We start from the raw sequence: 15750 nt of genomic DNA, 5'->3' as shown, positions 1-15750 counted from the left end.
ACGATCCGTCACGTGTCCGCCTCCACAGCCGTCCGCCCCCAGACGCGTCCCGTCGCCGCCGCCGCGCGTGCGGTGATGCTCGCGCTGGTCGGCGCACTGACCCTGATCGCCACCCGCGAACCCGCCCAGCTCTGGTGGATCGCCCTGCTGGCGGTCGCCGGAGCGCCCGCCCTGTTCGCCCCCGAGCACCGGCTGCTCGGCCCGTTGAGCCGGCTCGCCGAGGCGGTGGTGATCGGGCTGGCCGCCAGCCAGGTCGCCGTCGAGGCCAACCTCGGCTCGTCGGTCGGCGGGCTGGGCGCCTCGGCGGTGCTGCCCTACCTGGCGGTGCCGGTGACCGTGACCGCGCTGCGCCGACAGTTCCGCGAGGGCGCGGTGCTGCTCGGGGTCACCGCGGCCACCCTGCTGGTGGCGGGCGCCTTCACCGAGGTCGACGGTGGGCGGCAGCTCGGCCAGCCCGGCTACCTGGCGGTCTGCGCGCAGTGGCTGATCCTCGCCGGGCTCGGCCTCTACGCCGCCGGCACGCTGCACCAGGTGATGCGGGTCCGGGCCGAGGGCAAGCCCCAGCCGTACGCCGAGGCGACCCGGCTGCTGACCCAGCTGCGTACGGTCGCCAGGCAGCTGCCCGGGGCCACCCTCGACCCGGGCGGCATCTCCGAGCACCTGCTGGAGGAACTGCGGACCGTCGCCCCCGTCAGCCGGGGGGCGGTGCTGTCGGCCAGCGGCGGCGGGCGGCTGGTGGTGCTCGCCCAGGTCGGGGTGGACCGGGTCGACTGGGAGACGACGCTGGACGCCGACTCGGCGATCGCCGACGCCTGGGCCAGCCAGCAGCCGCAGACCTCGGCCCGCTCACAGGCCCGCTCACACACCGGCGGGGACGTCTCGGCGCTGATCGTGCCGCTGGTCGCCGGGGTCCGCACGGTCGGCCTGGTGGTGCTGGAGGCGGACGCGGCGCACGCCTACCCGCCACCGGTGGTGTCCCGGGTGACCGCGCTGACCGGCCCGGCGGCGCTACGCCTGGAGGCGGCGCTGCTCTTCGACGAGGTGCGGTCGCTGGCCACCAACGAGGAGCGGCAACGGCTGGCCCGGGAGATCCACGACGGGGTGGCGCAGGAACTGGTGATGGTCGGCTACGGCATCGACAACGCGCTGGCCTACGTCGACGAGGACCCGAAGGAGACCGCCGAGGCGCTGCGCACCCTGCGCGGCGAGGTGACCCGGGTGATCACCGAGCTGCGGCTGAGCCTGTTCGAGCTGCGCAGCGAGGTGGACCGGCACGGCGGCCTGGCGGCGGCGATCGCCGAGTACGCCCGTACCGTCGGCGCGTCGGGCGGGCTGCGGGTGCACCTGTCGCTCGACGAGTCGACCGCCCGGCTGCCGGCCGCCACCGAGGCCGAGTTGCTGCGCATCGCCCAGGAGGCGGTGACCAACGCCCGCAAGCACGCCGGGGCGTCGAATCTCTGGGTCACCTGCGAGGTGGACCCCCCATACGCACAAATTGAAGTGTCGGATGACGGTCACGGCATCGGTGACCAGCGCACCGACGGTCACTACGGCCTTGCGATCATGGCGGAGAGGGCGGAACGTATCCGGGGCCGGTTGGAGATCAGTCCCCGGCAACCCAGTGGTACGACCGTGGCGGTGGTGGTGGGTTCGTCGCCCCGGCGCGATAACGTGCGTGGCAGCGCAGCAGCAGAAGTGGAGTAATTCCAGGATGACCACAAGCCCTACACCGGCCACCCGTACCAAGGTCCTCCTTGTCGACGATCACGATCTGATCCGCAAGGGGCTGCGGCACGCCTTCGAGCGGGACCGTCAGTTCGAGGTCGTCGGCGAGGCCGCCACGGCGGCGGAGGGCGTGCGCCAGGCCGGCGCGCTGCAACCGGACGTCGTGATCATGGATCTGCGGCTTCCCGACGGCAGCGGCCTGGAGGCCACCCGGGCGCTGCGCAAGTCCAGCGCGTCGATGGGCATCGTGGTGCTCACCATGTACGCCGGTGACGACCAGCTCTTCGGCGCGTTGGAGGCGGGGGCGAGCGCGTTCGTGCCGAAGACCGCGCCGGCCGACGAGGTGGTCGCCGCCGCCCGGCACGCCGCCTCCTCGCCCAGCGCGTTCACCGCAGCCGACCTGGCCGAGGCGATGAAGCGCCGGCTGGCCCCCTCCGGCCCGCAGCTCTCCCCCCGCGAGGGTCAGGTGCTGCGGCTGCTCGCCGACGGCATGAGCGTGGCCGGCATCGCCAAGCAGCTCTTCGTCAGCGAGTCGACGGCCAAGACCCACATCTCGAAGCTCTACGAGAAGCTGGGCGCGGCCAACCGGGCGCAGGCGCTGATGACCGCCCTGCGGCTGGGCCTGCTTGAGGCACCGGACGCCCCCAAGTTCTGAGGCGGGGCACCCCGCCCGAGGGCAGGCCCGGGTCCGCCGTGGACCCGGGCCTGCCCTCGGCACCCACCACCGGTTCGACTGCGCCCGGTGAGGAAGCGGTCGCGCACTGATCGCGGTCTTTGCACCCGGGCAGCGGACGGGCAGAATACCCGGATGAACCGCACGGTCGACCATGTTCGCGGTGGTACTCGACAAAGGGGTTGGGGATGCAGCGACCGAACTGGGCACCCGACGACATCGACATCGAACGCCCCAGTGTCGCCCGCATGTACGACTACTACCTCGGCGGCTCGCACAACTTCGCCGCCGACCGGGTCGCCGCCCGGGCGATGGTGGAGGCGGTGCCCGACGCGCCGCTGATGGCCCAGGCCAACCGGGCCTTCCTGCGCCGGGTGGTGCAGCACCTGGTCGACTCCGGCGTCCGCCAGTTCCTCGACATCGGCTCCGGCATCCCCACCGTCGGCAACGTGCACGAGATCGCCCAGCGGGCCGACCCCCGGGCCCGGGTGGTCTACGTCGACGTCGACCCGATCGCCGTCGCGCACAGCAAGGAGATCCTGGCCGGCAACCCCGCCGCCACGGTCGTACAGGAGGACCTGCGCCGGCCGGAGGCGATCCTGGCGCACCCCGAGGTGACCCGGCTGGTCGACTTCTCCCTGCCGGTGGCCGTGCTGATCGTGGCGGTGCTGCACTTCATCCCGCACTCCGACCATCCCGAGGACATCCTGCGGACCTTGCGCGCCGCGCTGGCCCCGGGCAGCTACCTGGTCCTCTCCCAGGCCAGCGACGACACCCGCGGCGGGGCCGAACGGACCGAGGCGGAACGGGTCTACCGGCGGACCGACAACCCGCTGTGCATCCGCAGCCGAACCGAGCTGACCGCATTCTTCGACGGCTTCACGATCGTCGATCCCGGGGTGGTCTGGGTGCCGCAGTGGCGGCCCGAGACGCCGGAGAGCGCCGAGAACGCCGAGCAGGCCGTGTTCCTCGGTGGCGTCGGGCGTCTCGATGGGTGAGCCGGCGGGCCCCCGGGCGTCCTGCCCGGACACGTTCGCCCGCGCCTGGGCCAAGGCGGTCTCCGGCACCAGCTACCTGCCGATGACCCAGGCCCAGCTGGAGGAGCTGCTGCAACGGCTCACCGTCCGGCTGGCCGCCGCGCTGCGCGCCGAGCCGTTCGACCCGCGCGTCGGCCACCAGGTGGGCGCGGAGCTGGTGGCCGCACACATCGCCTCGGCGGAGGGCCTGGGGCGCACCGTCGAGGTCGTCCAGCTCCGCCTGCTGCGCGACCTCGGGCTGGTCGGCGACGACATCTCCGACCGGCTGGCCCGGTTGCTCGCCACCATCACCACCGGGTACGCCCGCGCGCTGCGTGACCGGACCCTCGACGAGCAGGAGTCCATCAGGCGGGCGGCGATGGTGGCCCGCGCCCAGGCCGAACGGGCGCTGCGCGACAGCGAGTCCCGATTCCGCCACCAGGCCACCCACGACCCGCTCACCGACCTGCCCAACCGCACCCTGTTCACCGAGCGGCTCGCCACCGCCATCGCCGCCCCGGGTCGGGGTTCCGCCCGGGTGGGGGTGTGTTTCCTCGACCTCGACCGGTTCAAGGTGGTCAACGACTCCCTCGGCCACCAGCTCGGCGACGCGCTGCTGGTGCAGGTGGCGCAGCGGCTGAGCCGGGCGGTCGGCGAGCATCTGGTGGCCCGCCTCGGCGGTGACGAGTTCGTCGTCCTCGTCGAGCGCACCGACGGCACCGACGACGTGGTGAAGGTGGCGGAGGCGGCGCTCGCCGCGGTCGCCGAGCCGGCGCTGGTCGAGGGGCACGAGCTGACCGTCACCGCCAGCGCGGGGATCGTGGAGCGGCCGGTGGCCGGCACCACCCCGGGTGAGCTGATGCGCGCCGCCGACAGCACCCTGCACTGGGCCAAGGCGGCCGGCGGCGCCCGCTGGGCGCTGTTCGATCCGGCCCGGCACCGCACCGAGCTGGCCCGGTACGCCCTGTCGGCGGCCATCCCCGCCGCCCTCGACCGGGGTGAGTTCTTCCTCGACTACCAGCCGCTGACGTCGCTGCGGGACGGCACCGTGGTCGGGGTGGAGGCGCTGGTCCGCTGGCGGCATCCCGAGCTGGGGGTGCTCGGCCCGGACAGCTTCATCGGCCTGGCCGAGGAGACCGGGCTGATCGTCCGGCTCGGCGGTTGGGTGCTCGCCGAGGCGTGCCGGGAGGCGGAGAGCTGGGCGGCCGGCGGCGGGCCCGCCCCGTTCGTCAGCGTCAACCTTGCCGTCCGGCAGGTCCACCGCCCCGGCCTGGTGCAGGAGGTACGCGGGCTGCTGGCGCAGACCGGGCTGCCGCCGCAACGGCTCCAGTTGGAGATCACCGAGAGCACCATGATGAGCACCGGCGGGGAGGACCCGGTCCGGGCCCTGCGGATGCTCAACGACCTGGGTGTCCGGATCGCCATCGACGACTTCGGCACCGGCTACAGCAACCTGGTCTACCTGCGGGACCTGCCGGTGACCGAGCTGAAGGTGGCCGGCGAGTTCGTGACCCGGCTGCGCAGCCCGCAGGTCGACCCGGCCAGCCGCAACGATGAGCAGATCCTGGCCTCGCTGGTGTCGCTGGCCCACGCGCTGGACCTGACCGTCACCGCCGAGGGGGTGGAGACCGCCGACCAGGCCGACCTGCTGCGCGCCATCGGCTGCGACGCCGGCCAGGGCTGGCACTTCGGCAAGCCCGCCCCCGCCGCCCGCATCCTCGAACAGATCCGCTGACCTGTCACGCGGACCGGCCGATGTTCAGCCGGGGGCGGTGGTGCCGGTGAGCAGGTCCGTCAGGCGGCGGGCCTGGGTCTCCCAGCGCCACTCCTTCTCCACCCAGGTCCGACCGGCCGCGCCGAGCTGGCGGGCCAGGTCCCGGTCGGCGAGCAGGGTGGCCACCCGGTCGGCGAGCACGGCGACGTCCCGCCCCGGGACGACGTACCCGGTCTCGCCCTCACGGACCGCGTCCGGTGCGCCGCCGGAGTCACCGGCCACCACCGGCAGCCCGGTCGCCGACGCCTCCAGGTAGACGATGCCGAGCCCTTCGACGTCCAGCCCCCGGTTGCGGGTACGGCAGGGCATCGCGTAGACGTCACCGGCCGCGTAGTGGGCGGGCAGCGCCTCCCACGGCACCGAGCCGGTGAACACCACGTCACGTTCCACGCCGGTGGACCGGGCCAGCTTCTCCAGCGTCGCCCGGTAGGGCCCGCCGCCGACCACCAGCAGCGCCGCGTCGGGCACCCGGCGGCGGATCGCCGGCAGGGCCCGGATCAGCATGTCCTGGCCCTTGCGCGGGACCAGCCGGGAGACGCAGACCACCACCGGCCGGTCGGCCAGCCCGAGCCGGGCCCGCACCGGCGCACCGTCCACCCCCGGGTGGTAGGTGTCCACGTCGACTCCCGGGGCGAGCCGGTGCAGCTCGGTGACGCCGCGCAGGGCGCGTTCCAGCCGTACCCGGGTGTAGTCGCCGAGGTAGGTGACCACGTCGGTGTCCCGGCCGATCCGGCGCAGCGCGGCGCGGGCCCCCGGCAGCGTCGCCCAGCCGGCCTCGTGGCCGTGGGTCAGCGCCACCGCGCGGCGGATGCCGGCCCGGCGGCGCAACCCCCCGGCGAGCAGACCCAGCGGGGCGGCGGCACCGAACCAGACGGTGTCGCAGTCGTGCTCCCGGGCCAGCCGGGCGGCCCGGCGGGCGACCCGGGGCGTGGGCAGCAGCACCCGGGTGGCGTCCCGGACCACCGGGAAGGGCTGCGCGGCGTCGAACCCGGCGGTGTCGCGCCAACTGGAGGCGTAGACCACCACCGAGCCGGGCGGCTGACGGACCGCCAGGTGGTGCACGAACGACTGGATGCCGCCGGGGCGGGGCGGGAAGTCGTTGGTGATCAGCAGGGTCCGGGTCACCGGCCGGCCTCCCGGGCGTACGCGCGGGCGGCGGCCATCCGCTCCACCGTGGACGGGTGCGAGGCGAACCAGAGGTACTCCGCCCGGGGCGGGTCGGGATCGGCCAGGTTGACCCCGGCGAGCCGGCGTTGCATCGCCTCGAAGGTGGCCGGGTCACCGGTGAGCGCCAGCGCGTGCGCGTCGGCCCGTGCCTCGACCCGGCGCGACACCAGCGCCTGCACCGGGCCGGCGACCAGCCCGACGACCGTCACCAGGGCGATCAGCAGCGCGAACGCCCGGGGCTCGGCGATCGAGTCGACGCCGGCCCGGCGCAGCAGCGGCGTCCAGGAGCCGACCAGGTAGAGCGCGACGACCGCGGCGGCGGCCCCGAGCGCACCGGTCAGCGTGCCGGTCCAGACGTCGCGGTCCTTGGCGTGGCCCAGCTCGTGCGCCACCACGCTGGTCACCTCGGCCGGGGTGGCCTCGCGCAGCAGGGTGTCGTAGACCACCACCCGCCGGGTCGGCCCCAGGCCGGAGACGTACGCGTTGACCGCCCGGGTGCGGCGGGAGGCGTCGGCGACCAGCACGTCCCGCACCGGTACGCCGTCGCGCGCCGCCAGTGCGGTCAGCTCGGTGCGCAGCGGCCCCTGCTCCATCGGGGTGAACCTGTTGAACACCGGCTCCACCAGCACCGGCAGCACGAAGGACAGCAGCACCACCAGCCCGGCCGCGCCGGCCGCCCCGAACGCCCACCACCAGCGCGGGGCGAGCCGGGTGACGGTGTAGAAGCCGAGCAGCACGGTCGCGGCGAGCACCGCGCTGAGCGCGTACGACTTGAGCAGGTCGACCGTCCAGCCGCCCCAGCCCTGGGTGGCGAGCCCGTACCGGGTCAGCACCGACTGCCGCCAGGCGGCGAACGGGAGGGTGAGCAGGTCGGCGACGAGCACCACGGCGATCCCGCCGAGCACCGCGCGGGCGATCCAGTGGTCACCGAACGGCCTACCGGCCAGCTCGACCAACCGAGCGCCGAGCGGGGTCAGCCCGAGCAGCAGGGCCACCAGCAGGCCGACGGCCAGCCCGGTGTAGCGGCCGGGGCGCAGGGCGGCCTGCAACGCGCGCCCCCGGGCCACCTGGTCGGCGGGCAGGTCACGCAGGGCGGCGAGCTGGTCGGCGCGGGGGGCCGGGGGCCGGCTCCACGGCACCAGCAGGGCACCGAGGACGACCAGGGCCAGCACCAGCGCCGCCAGGGTGAGCACCGCCCAGCCGCGCGGGGTCACCGGGACGCCCCGGCGTCGGGTCCGCGGGCGTGGCGTCGTACCCGTGTCATGCCGCCGCTCCTCCCGCCGTGAGCGCCCATCCTATGGCCCGCCGGCGCGGCGGCGGTCAGGCGACCCGGCGGTGGGTCGACCGGGGCCGACGGGTCTCGTGGGCCAGCACCTCCACCTCGAAGCCGGAGCGGGTGAGCACCTCGATCGCCCGGTGCTCGGCGGCACCCAGGCCGGCGGCCGGCGAGTCGGTGTCGAGCAGGGCCGTCACCAGGCAGCCGGCGCAGCCCGCGCCCCGGACCCGGCAACCGTCGCAGTCGATGAGCATCGTGCCTCCTGACGCTGTGCGGCGTCGGGCGGAGGACCTCGTCACCACCCGAGCACCGTCGGTCAGGTCGGACACTAACCATCGGGTACGACACAACCGGACAACCGGTGATCAACCAGAGCCGAACCGGTGGAGAGCAGCGTCGAAGCGTGCAGAGCGTCACCCTGGCGCACCGGGTGGCCGACCGGGCTCGGCAGGGCTCGACGCGGTCAGCCCCCGGCGGTGACCGTCGTGGCGGTGACCGTGCCGTCGGTCGCCGGGCCGCCCTGCACGGTGACGCTCTGTCCGGCCTTGAGCGCGCTCAACGTGCTGGCCCTGGCGGTGCGGACCGCGGTGGCGTCGGTGGTGCGCACCGTGATCACGGTGCCGTCGGCGGTCTCCACGTAGAGCGTCCCACCCTCGACCAGCTTCACCGTGCCGGTGGTCGTCGCCGCAGCGGTCGCGCCACCAGGCTGACCTGCGCCGCCCGGTCCGACGCCGCTCTGGCCACGCCCGCCGACGCCGGGAAAGGCGGTGGGCACACCACCCGGGAATCCGGCCCTCCCCGCCCCGGCGGTGCCCGACTCCGCACCACCCCAGCGCTGCTGCACGTGAACCCCGCCCAGGAAGCCGGCCAACACCAGCACCAGCACACCGAGCGCCAGGGTGGTCCGGTCCCACCAGCGTCGCGGTGCCGCCGCGGCGAGCGCGGCGGTCAGCTCCCGGTCCGTGGCATCCGCCGGGGCCGGTGGTTGGTCGTCGACCCGGTCGAAGACGACGGTGTCGCTGCTGTCCATGTCGGTTCCTCGCATGTCGGCCTACTCGTAGCGCAGGGCGTCGATGGGGCGCAGCCGGGCCGCCCGGGCCGCCGGAAGACCACCGAAGAACAGGCCGATCGCGACCGAGACCCCGAGGGCCAGCCCCACCGAGCTGGGCACGATCACCGGGTGGACCCCGACGATGGTGAACCGGGCACCGATCAGGGCCGCCGCCACCCCGAGCGCCCCACCGAGCAGGCTCAGCAGGGTCGCCTCCACCAGGAACTGGGTCAGCACCGCACGCCGACGGGCGCCCAGCGCCTTGCGGATGCCGATCTCCCGGGTCCGTTCGGTCACCGTCACCAACATGATGTTGGTGATGCCGATGCCGCCGACCAGCAGGCTGATCGCGGCCACCGCGCCCAGCAGCACGGTGAACGTGTCGGCCGTCTCGGACTGGGTCTGCAACAGCTGCGCGGCGTTCTGGATCCGGTACGGGGTGCTGCCCGAGGCCGACGTCGGCAGGCGCTGGGCGAGCACGGTGGAGATCTGCCCCTGCACCGCCGACACCCGGTCCGGATCACCCGCCTCCACCAGGATCGAGCTCAGCGACCCGTACCCGGTGAGCACCTCGCGTACCGCCCGCAGTGGCGCGATCGCGGTGTCGTTGGCGTCCTGGAAGCCGGTCGAGGACTTCGCCGCCAACACCCCGACCACGGTGAACAGCGCGCCGCCCGCGGTCACCTGCCGGCCCACCGGGTCCACCCCGGCGAACAGCTCGTCGGCCACGGTCCGACCGAGGACCACCACCCGGCGGCCCTGCGCCTCGTCGTCGGCGCTGAACGCCGTGCCGGCGGCCAGCGGCGAGTTCGACGCGGCGAACCAGCTCGGCCGGGTACCCACGAACTGCGGCACCTCGTGGTCGGCCCCCTCGAAGGTCAGGGTGGTGCTCGTGGTGGCCAGCGGCGAGACCGACCGTACGTCGGGCGCGAGCACCGGGTCGGCGAGCGCGTCGGCGACCTCCAGGGTCAGCACGCCGCCGCTGCCGCCCCGGTTGGTGCCGGTGACGGTCAGCGTGTTGGTGCCCAGCGCCTCGATCCGGTCGTTGACCGCCTGGGCCGAGCCGTTGCCGACCGCGACCAGCAGGATCACCGCGGCGACACCGATCAGGATGCCGAGCATGGTCAACGCCGAGCGCAGCTTGTTGGCGGCCACGCCACGCAGCGCGAACCGGACGGTCTCGGTGAAGCTCATCGGCCCGCCCCCGGCACCGCGTGCCGCCCGCCCTGGCGGACGTCCGAGCGGACCTGACCGTCGAGCAGCCGGATCAGCCGCCCGGCCCGGGCACCCACCTCCGGCTCGTGGGTGATCAGCACGATCGTCCGCCCGGCCGCGTTGAGCTGGTCGAAGACGGCCAGGATGTCCTCGGTGGACGTGCTGTCGAGGTTGCCGGTCGGCTCGTCGGCGAGCACCAGTGCCGGCTCGGTGACCAGCGCCCGGGCCACCGCGACCCGCTGCTGCTGACCACCGGAGAGCTGGTTGGGCTGGTGGTCGGCGCGATCGGCCAGCCCCACCGCGTCCAGCGCGGCGAGCGCCCGCTGCCGCCGCCGGCCGGCCCGCACCCCGGCGTACGCCAGCGGCAGCTCGACGTTGGCCAGCGCACTGGTCCGGGGGATCAGGTTGAACGCCTGGAAGACGAAGCCGATCAGGCGGTTGCGGACCAGGGCGAGCTGACGGTCGGCGAGGCTGCCCACGTCCACCCCGTCCAGCAGGTACTGCCCGCCGGAGGGCACGTCGAGGCAGCCGAGGATGTTCATCAGGGTGGACTTGCCCGAACCGGAGGAGCCCATGATGGCCACGTAGTCACCGGCGGCGACGGTCAGCGAGACACCGCGCAGGGCGTGCACGGCGGCCGGACCCTCGCCGTACACCTTGGTCAGCATCCGGACGTCCAGGACCGGCCGGCGGGCGGGTGCCGGGGTCATCAGCGGGTTCCGTTCCCGCCCCGGACGCCGCCGCCGGGGCCGGCGCCCCCGCCGGGCAGGCCACCGCCCGGGAAGCCACCCCCGCCGGGCAGACCGCCTCCGCCGGGGATTCCGCCGCCGGTGCTGCCCGTGCCGGTGCTCTGCGGCAGCACCACCCGCTCCCCCTCGGTCAGCCCCGAGGTGACCTCGTACGCCTGGTCGCCGGCGAGGCCCACGGTGACCCGCCGGCTCTCCTGCCCCGTCTCGGTGAGCACGGTGGCGGTGCGCCGGTCGCCGGTGCCGCTGATCGCCGCCGAGCTGACCGTCAGGACGTCCGCGGCGGTGCCGGTGACCACCGAGACCCGTACGGTCTGCCCCGGCCTGGCCCCGGCGGGCAGCTCGTCAACGCTGACCGTGACGCCGTAGGTGACCACGTTGTTGGTGGTGGTGGCCTGCGGGTCGATCGCGACGACCTGCCCGCCGGCCTGGGCCCCCGGCAACGCGTTCCACGTGACGGTGGCCGCCTGACCGTCCTTGAGCCGGGTCGCGTCCGCCTCGGCGAAACCGGCGCTGACCTGGAGCTTCGTCAGGTCGGCCAGCTCGACGAACCCGCTGGCGGAGGTGGACCCGGAGCCGCTGGCACCCGTCGAACCGCTGCCACCCTGCTGCCCGGTCGAGCCGCCGCCGGTGGCCGACCCGCCGGAGGAACTGCCCACGGTGCCGTTGACCGCGACGACCGTACCGGCCATCGGCGCGGTCAGCCGGGTGCCGGTCACCGCGGCCTCGGCCTCGGACACCGCCAACTCGGCCTGGGTGACCGAGGTCTGCGCCGACGAGGTGTCCGAACCGGCGTCCTCGGCGCGGTCCAGGGCGTCCCGCGCGGCGGTCAGGTCCGCCGTCGCCACGTCGAGGTCGCGTTGCGCGGCGGCCGGGTCGACGGTGGCCAGCAGTTGGCCCTTCTTCACCCGGTCGCCCACCCGCACCCGGACGGCGGTGACGGTGCCGGCGGTGGCGAAGCTGGCACTGGCCGTCGAGGCGCTGCGCACCGAGCCGTCGGCGGTGACGGTGGCGGTCACCGTGCCCCGGGACACACTGACGGTCCGGATGCCGGTGGGCCGGGCGTCCGCCGCCGCGTCGCCGCGCACCGACAGCCACGCCCAGCAGCCGCCGCCGGCCAACAGCAGCACCAGGGCGGCGTTGACCGCGACGGGAGGCCGGCGCAGGACGGCCGGCAGGCGCACTCGCATGGCGGTCAGCTTCGCCGGCACGGCTGGGAGAAGCTTCGGCGCAAGCTCAGAGCTGGCTCGGAATCGACGCCGCCGGGTCGTCGCGCGACGAGGTAGGCGGCGACGGTACGGCGGGCAGCAGCACCCGGAAGGTCGTCCCCGCACCCGGACCGGTGTCCAGCTCGATCCAGCCGCCGTGCGCGTGGACGATCGACGCGGCGATGGACAGTCCCAGGCCGGAGCCGCCCCCGCCGGCCCGGCCCCGGCTCGGGTCGGCCCGGTACAGCCGCTCGAAGACCCGACCGGCGTGCCCGGCGGGGATGCCCGGCCCGTCGTCGTGCACCTCCAGCACGGCGTATCCGTCCGCGTCCGACGCGGGCACCGGCCCCGAGCGGACGACCGGCCCGGCCGGCGGGAGGGCGAGCCGACCGACGCGGACGGTCACCCGGACCGTCGGCCCGGTGTGCTGTACCGCGTTGTCGACCAGGTTCGCGGCGACCTGGCGCAGCCGGTGCTCGTCGCCGAGCACGGTCGGTGTCTCGAAGGTCGGATCGTGCTCGACGAGGGTGCTCAGCCGCACGGGCCGGCCCGGCGTCCGGGCGTGCGCGTCGCGGATGGTGTCGGCGGCGATCCCCAGCAGATCCACCGGACGCCGCGCGGGGGTGCGCTGCCGGTCCAGTCGGGCGAGCAGGAGCAGGTCCTCCACCAGCACACCCATCCGGGCCGCCTCGCTCTCGATCCGGCCCATCGTCTCGTCCAGCACGGCACCGGGTGGGGCGCCCCCGCGCCGGTACAGCTCGGCGAAGCCGCGGATCGAGGTCAGCGGCGTCCGCAGCTCGTGCGACGCGTCCGCGACGAACTGCCGCAGCCGGCGTTCGGAGGCGGCGCGGGCGCTCATCTCGGTGCCGATCCGGTCCAGCATCAGGTTGACCGCGGCACCGAGCCGACCGGGCTCGGTGTGCGGGTCGGTGTCGTCCACCCGGTGGGTCAGGTCGCCGCCGGTGATGCCGGCGACGACCCGCTCCATCCGGGTCAACGGGCGCAGCCCGAGCCGCACCACCGAAGCGGCCAGCAGCCCGAGGCCGAGCAGCACCCCGCCGGTGACCGCGACGTCGATGAGCAGCAACCGGTCGGCGGTCCGGTTCACCTCGGCCAGCGAGGCACCGACCACCACGACCGCGCCGGTGCCGTCCGCCGGCACCGCGAACAGCCGCCAGTCGTCGTCGCCGTGAGCACCCGCGACGGTGTACGGCCGGCCGGTACGGGCCCGGGCGGTCACCTCGGCCAGCGTGCCCGGGTCCGGTGCCGTTGCGCTGGGGGTGCTGCTGTGCGCGGCGTCGCGGGTGCCGTCGGCGCGGTAGAACAGCACGAATTGGTCCGGCCCGAGCCGGGCGAGCCGCCCGGCCGGCGCACCCGCCGACCCGCTGGCCGCCGACCCGCTGGCCGCCGACCCGCTGCCCGGTGACCCGGTGACCGGGCGGGGCTCGCCGGTGAACGGGCGGACCTGTCCGGCGAGTCGCTCGTCGACCCGGTCCACCAGGTAGCTGCGCAGCAGCAGCAGGCCGGCGGTGTTCGCCCCGAGCAGGGCCAGCATGGCGAGCGCCCCGACGACCAGGACCAGTCGGGACCGCAGCGTCCAGTGCGACCAGGGGCGCACCCGGGCCAGCCGCCTCACTCGTTGCCGCGCGGCAGCCGCAGGGTGTAGCCCACGCCGCGCACCGTGTGGATCAACGGGGGATCAGCGCGGTCGACCTTGCGCCGCAGGTAGTAGACGTACGACTCGACGACCCGCCCGTCGCCCCCGAAGTCGTAGTTCCAGACCTGCTCCAGGATCTGCGCCTTGCTCACCACCCGACCGGCGTTGATCAGCAGGTAGCGCAGCAGCCGGAACTCGGTGGGCGACAGGTCGACCGGCCGCCCGGCCCGGCGTACCTCGTGGGCGTCGTCGTCCAGCTCCAGGTCGGCGTAGCGCAGCAGCCGGCTGCCCGGGGCCGGCGGCAGCTCCGCCCGGGTACGCCGCAGGATCGCCCGGATCCGCAGCACCACCTCCTCCAGGCTGAAGGGCTTGGCCACGTAGTCGTCCGCACCGGCCACCAGCCCGGCGACCCGGTCCTCGACGGTGTCCCGGGCGGTCAGGAAGAGCACCGGCACCGGCCGGCCGGCGGCGCGCAGCCGCCGGGCCACCTCGAAGCCGTCCAGGTCGGGCAGCATCACGTCGAGGATCACCAGGTCCGGAGCGAACTCCTCCACACCGGCCAGCGCGGCCCTCCCGGATCCCGCCACCCGCACGTCGTACGCGACCAACCGCAGGGTGGCGGCCAGCAGGGTGCAGATGTTCGGCTCGTCGTCGACCACCAGCAGGCGGGCACGGGCGGGTTCGCCCTCGACGCTCGGGATGGGGCCGGCCGTGGGCGGCCGGAGGATGTCGGTGTGCACCCGAACTGCGTATCGGACGAGCCTTCACGCCTGCTGTGCCGGACCTGTGCGCCGGCTGTCACCAGGAGCGCCGCACCAGTTCACCGGCGTCGACCCCGGAGGTGATCTCGGTGTACCGGCCACCGCGCAGCCCGACGGTGACGGTGCGGGCCGGACCGCCGTCCGCCGGCAGCACCCTGCCGGTACGGTCGGGCCCCTCGTGTACCGCGCTGGACGGCACGCGCACCGCGTCCTGCACCGCACCGGTCTGCACCGTCACGGCGGCGCTCTGCCCGACCAGCAGGTCCTCCGGGGCGGTGGTGAAGGACAACACGACGCCGTAGCGGACCATCGTGCCGTCGATGGTGCCGACCGGATCGACCTGCACCACGCTCGCCTCGAACGGCTGCTCGGGCCGGCCGGCCAGGGCCAGTGTGGCGCTCTGCCCGACCGCGAGCGCCCCGGCGTCGGCCTCCGGGAACGTCGCCACCACCTGCATGGCGTACGTGTCGGCCAGGGTGATGAAGGTGCTGTCCCGGTTCACCCGGCTGCCCACCGGCCCGGCCACGGAGAGCACGGTGCCGGCCATCGGCGCGCTGATGGTGGCACCGTCGAGGGCCTCCTGCGCCTGCGCGAGGGCGGCCTCGGCCCGGTTGACCCGGCGTTGGGCGGCCAGGATCGGGTCGGTGCCCCGGGCAGCGTCCCCGGCGTCCGCGCCGCAGTCCGCGCCACCGCTCCCGGGGCCTGCCGGGGCCGGGGCCGCGCCCGGTCCACCGGTGGCGGTCGGCACGGGGCCACCTGGCGTACGGCTCGGCGAGGCCGAGCTCGCGGTGGGTCGGGACGTGGGGCTGCCGCCGGTGGTGGGCGTGCCGGTGGTCGGTGTCGCCCCGGTCGTGCCGGTGGGCTCCGGCGAGTGCCAGAGCACCGGTCGTGCCCCGGCGCCGGACCCGGTGCCGGTGGCGCAGTCCGGTGCCGGGTCGTCGGCCGCGTCCCATGCCGTGGTCAGCGCGTCCCGCGCCTCGGCCAGCTCGGTCCTGGCGTCCTGGACGGTGTCCGCCGCGTCGGCCGTGTCGGCCTCGGCGAGCGTGGCGAGCTGCTGGCCGACCGTGACCACGCTGCCCGGCCGCACGCTGACCGTCTGCACCGTGCCGGCGACGGTGAAGCTGAGGCCGCGGGTGGTGGCCGGCTGGACGGTGCCCGTGGTGGCCACCTCGACGACGACCGGCCCCCGGTCGACGGCCACCGTCACCGGTCGGGTCGGCGCGTGCGGGGTGTCCGCCGTCCAGACGCGTACGCCGGCCGCGCCGAGCAGCAGCAGACCGGCGGCACCGGCCGCCCACCACCGGGTCCGCCGGGTACGCCAGCGTCGTCTCAGACCGATCCCCATGGTCGGGCAGTCTGCGCAGCCCGCCTCGCGGTCGGCTCGACCGCACCTCAGAGTTCGCTCGGAACCGGACTCCTGCGGCAGGTGCCCCGGGTCGCGCTCCGAGGGAACTCCGAGCCGGGTCCGAGCCGCCGACGAG

General features: G+C 74.9%; 14 protein-coding genes. 4 read left to right on the top strand and 10 right to left on the bottom strand.

The window, feature by feature from the left end; all coding sequences use genetic code 11:
- Positions 1-12: 12 nt before the first annotated feature.
- The 4 genes from ACWCHM_RS04760 to ACWCHM_RS04745 all read left to right on the top strand — a co-directional run bounded on the left by ACWCHM_RS04760 (position 13) and on the right by ACWCHM_RS04745 (position 5149).
- On the top strand, positions 13-1704 hold the full coding sequence (locus ACWCHM_RS04760; RefSeq protein WP_454221595.1) for a GAF domain-containing sensor histidine kinase: 1692 nt from the start codon (positions 13-15) through the stop codon (positions 1702-1704).
- A 7-nt stretch (positions 1705-1711) separates the two neighbouring features.
- A complete protein-coding gene (locus ACWCHM_RS04755) occupies positions 1712-2380 on the top strand; it encodes a response regulator transcription factor (RefSeq protein WP_007072219.1) in 669 nt (222 codons plus the stop codon).
- Positions 2381-2586: 206 nt separating this feature from the next.
- The gene (locus tag ACWCHM_RS04750; protein ID WP_204959328.1) at positions 2587-3396 is read left to right on the top strand and encodes an SAM-dependent methyltransferase; all 810 of its coding nucleotides are present in this window, start codon (positions 2587-2589) and stop codon (positions 3394-3396) included.
- The gene (locus tag ACWCHM_RS04745) at positions 3389-5149 is read left to right on the top strand and encodes a putative bifunctional diguanylate cyclase/phosphodiesterase (RefSeq protein ID WP_454221594.1); all 1761 of its coding nucleotides are present in this window, start codon (positions 3389-3391) and stop codon (positions 5147-5149) included. Before ACWCHM_RS04750 ends, ACWCHM_RS04745 begins: the two co-directional genes overlap by 8 nt.
- 24 nt (positions 5150-5173) lie before the next feature.
- On the opposite strand, the gene ACWCHM_RS04740 is transcribed toward ACWCHM_RS04745, so the two are convergent.
- From ACWCHM_RS04740 to ACWCHM_RS04695, 10 genes are all read right to left on the bottom strand, one after another.
- Complete coding sequence (locus tag ACWCHM_RS04740) at positions 5174-6313, bottom strand: glycosyltransferase family 4 protein (protein WP_454221593.1); 1140 nt, start codon at positions 6311-6313, stop codon at positions 5174-5176.
- Positions 6310-7569: a M48 family metallopeptidase gene (locus ACWCHM_RS04735; RefSeq protein ID WP_204959331.1), complete on the bottom strand. Its 1260-nt coding sequence runs from the start codon at positions 7567-7569 to the stop codon at positions 6310-6312. Before ACWCHM_RS04735 ends, ACWCHM_RS04740 begins: the two co-directional genes overlap by 4 nt.
- Positions 7570-7675: 106 nt before the next feature.
- Complete coding sequence (locus ACWCHM_RS04730; protein ID WP_204959332.1) at positions 7676-7885, bottom strand: hypothetical protein; 210 nt, start codon at positions 7883-7885, stop codon at positions 7676-7678.
- Between the two features lie 209 nt (positions 7886-8094).
- Positions 8095-8661: a hypothetical protein gene (locus ACWCHM_RS04725; protein ID WP_454221592.1), complete on the bottom strand. Its 567-nt coding sequence runs from the start codon at positions 8659-8661 to the stop codon at positions 8095-8097.
- A gap of 21 nt (positions 8662-8682) precedes the next feature.
- Entirely contained in the window at positions 8683-9876 is a 1194-nt protein-coding gene (locus ACWCHM_RS04720; RefSeq protein WP_454221591.1) for an ABC transporter permease, read from the bottom strand.
- Positions 9873-10607, bottom strand: coding sequence for an ABC transporter ATP-binding protein (locus tag ACWCHM_RS04715; RefSeq protein ID WP_239485523.1), 735 nt, complete (start codon positions 10605-10607; stop codon positions 9873-9875). Before ACWCHM_RS04715 ends, ACWCHM_RS04720 begins: the two co-directional genes overlap by 4 nt.
- On the bottom strand, positions 10607-11833 hold the full coding sequence (locus ACWCHM_RS04710) for an efflux RND transporter periplasmic adaptor subunit (RefSeq protein WP_454221590.1): 1227 nt from the start codon (positions 11831-11833) through the stop codon (positions 10607-10609). Before ACWCHM_RS04710 ends, ACWCHM_RS04715 begins: the two co-directional genes overlap by 1 nt.
- 46 nt (positions 11834-11879) lie before the next feature.
- Complete coding sequence (locus ACWCHM_RS04705) at positions 11880-13487, bottom strand: sensor histidine kinase (protein ID WP_454221589.1); 1608 nt, start codon at positions 13485-13487, stop codon at positions 11880-11882.
- Positions 13484-14209, bottom strand: a complete 726-nt coding sequence (locus tag ACWCHM_RS04700) for a response regulator transcription factor (protein ID WP_454223015.1) — start codon at positions 14207-14209, stop codon at positions 13484-13486. The genes ACWCHM_RS04705 and ACWCHM_RS04700 overlap by 4 nt, the downstream gene beginning before the upstream one ends.
- Before the next feature lie 97 nt (positions 14210-14306).
- Positions 14307-15614, bottom strand: coding sequence for an efflux RND transporter periplasmic adaptor subunit (locus ACWCHM_RS04695; protein WP_454221588.1), 1308 nt, complete (start codon positions 15612-15614; stop codon positions 14307-14309).
- Positions 15615-15750 lie beyond the last annotated feature (136 nt).

The sequence above is a fragment of the Micromonospora sp. SCSIO 07396 genome (genome assembly GCF_053667945.1).
Note: the sequence above shows the minus strand (reverse complement) of the source record. Positions and strands in the feature narration are given on the sequence as shown.

Bases quoted from the DNA above. Each gene is read 5' to 3' on its own strand.
- ACWCHM_RS04725 (WP_454221592.1), bottom strand. From the start codon at position 8,661: ATGGACAGCAGCGACACCGTCGTCTTCGACCGGGTCGACGACCAACCA.
- ACWCHM_RS04750 (WP_204959328.1), top strand. From the start codon at position 2,587: ATGCAGCGACCGAACTGGGCACCCGACGACATCGACATCGAACGCCCC.
- ACWCHM_RS04755 (WP_007072219.1), top strand. From the start codon at position 1,712: ATGACCACAAGCCCTACACCGGCCACCCGTACCAAGGTCCTCCTTGTC.
- ACWCHM_RS04730 (WP_204959332.1), bottom strand. From the start codon at position 7,885: ATGCTCATCGACTGCGACGGTTGCCGGGTCCGGGGCGCGGGCTGCGCC.
- ACWCHM_RS04695 (WP_454221588.1), bottom strand. From the start codon at position 15,614: ATGGGGATCGGTCTGAGACGACGCTGGCGTACCCGGCGGACCCGGTGG.
- ACWCHM_RS04720 (WP_454221591.1), bottom strand. From the start codon at position 9,876: ATGAGCTTCACCGAGACCGTCCGGTTCGCGCTGCGTGGCGTGGCCGCC.
- ACWCHM_RS04710 (WP_454221590.1), bottom strand. From the start codon at position 11,833: ATGCGAGTGCGCCTGCCGGCCGTCCTGCGCCGGCCTCCCGTCGCGGTC.
- ACWCHM_RS04745 (WP_454221594.1), top strand. From the start codon at position 3,389: ATGGGTGAGCCGGCGGGCCCCCGGGCGTCCTGCCCGGACACGTTCGCC.
- ACWCHM_RS04715 (WP_239485523.1), bottom strand. From the start codon at position 10,607: ATGACCCCGGCACCCGCCCGCCGGCCGGTCCTGGACGTCCGGATGCTG.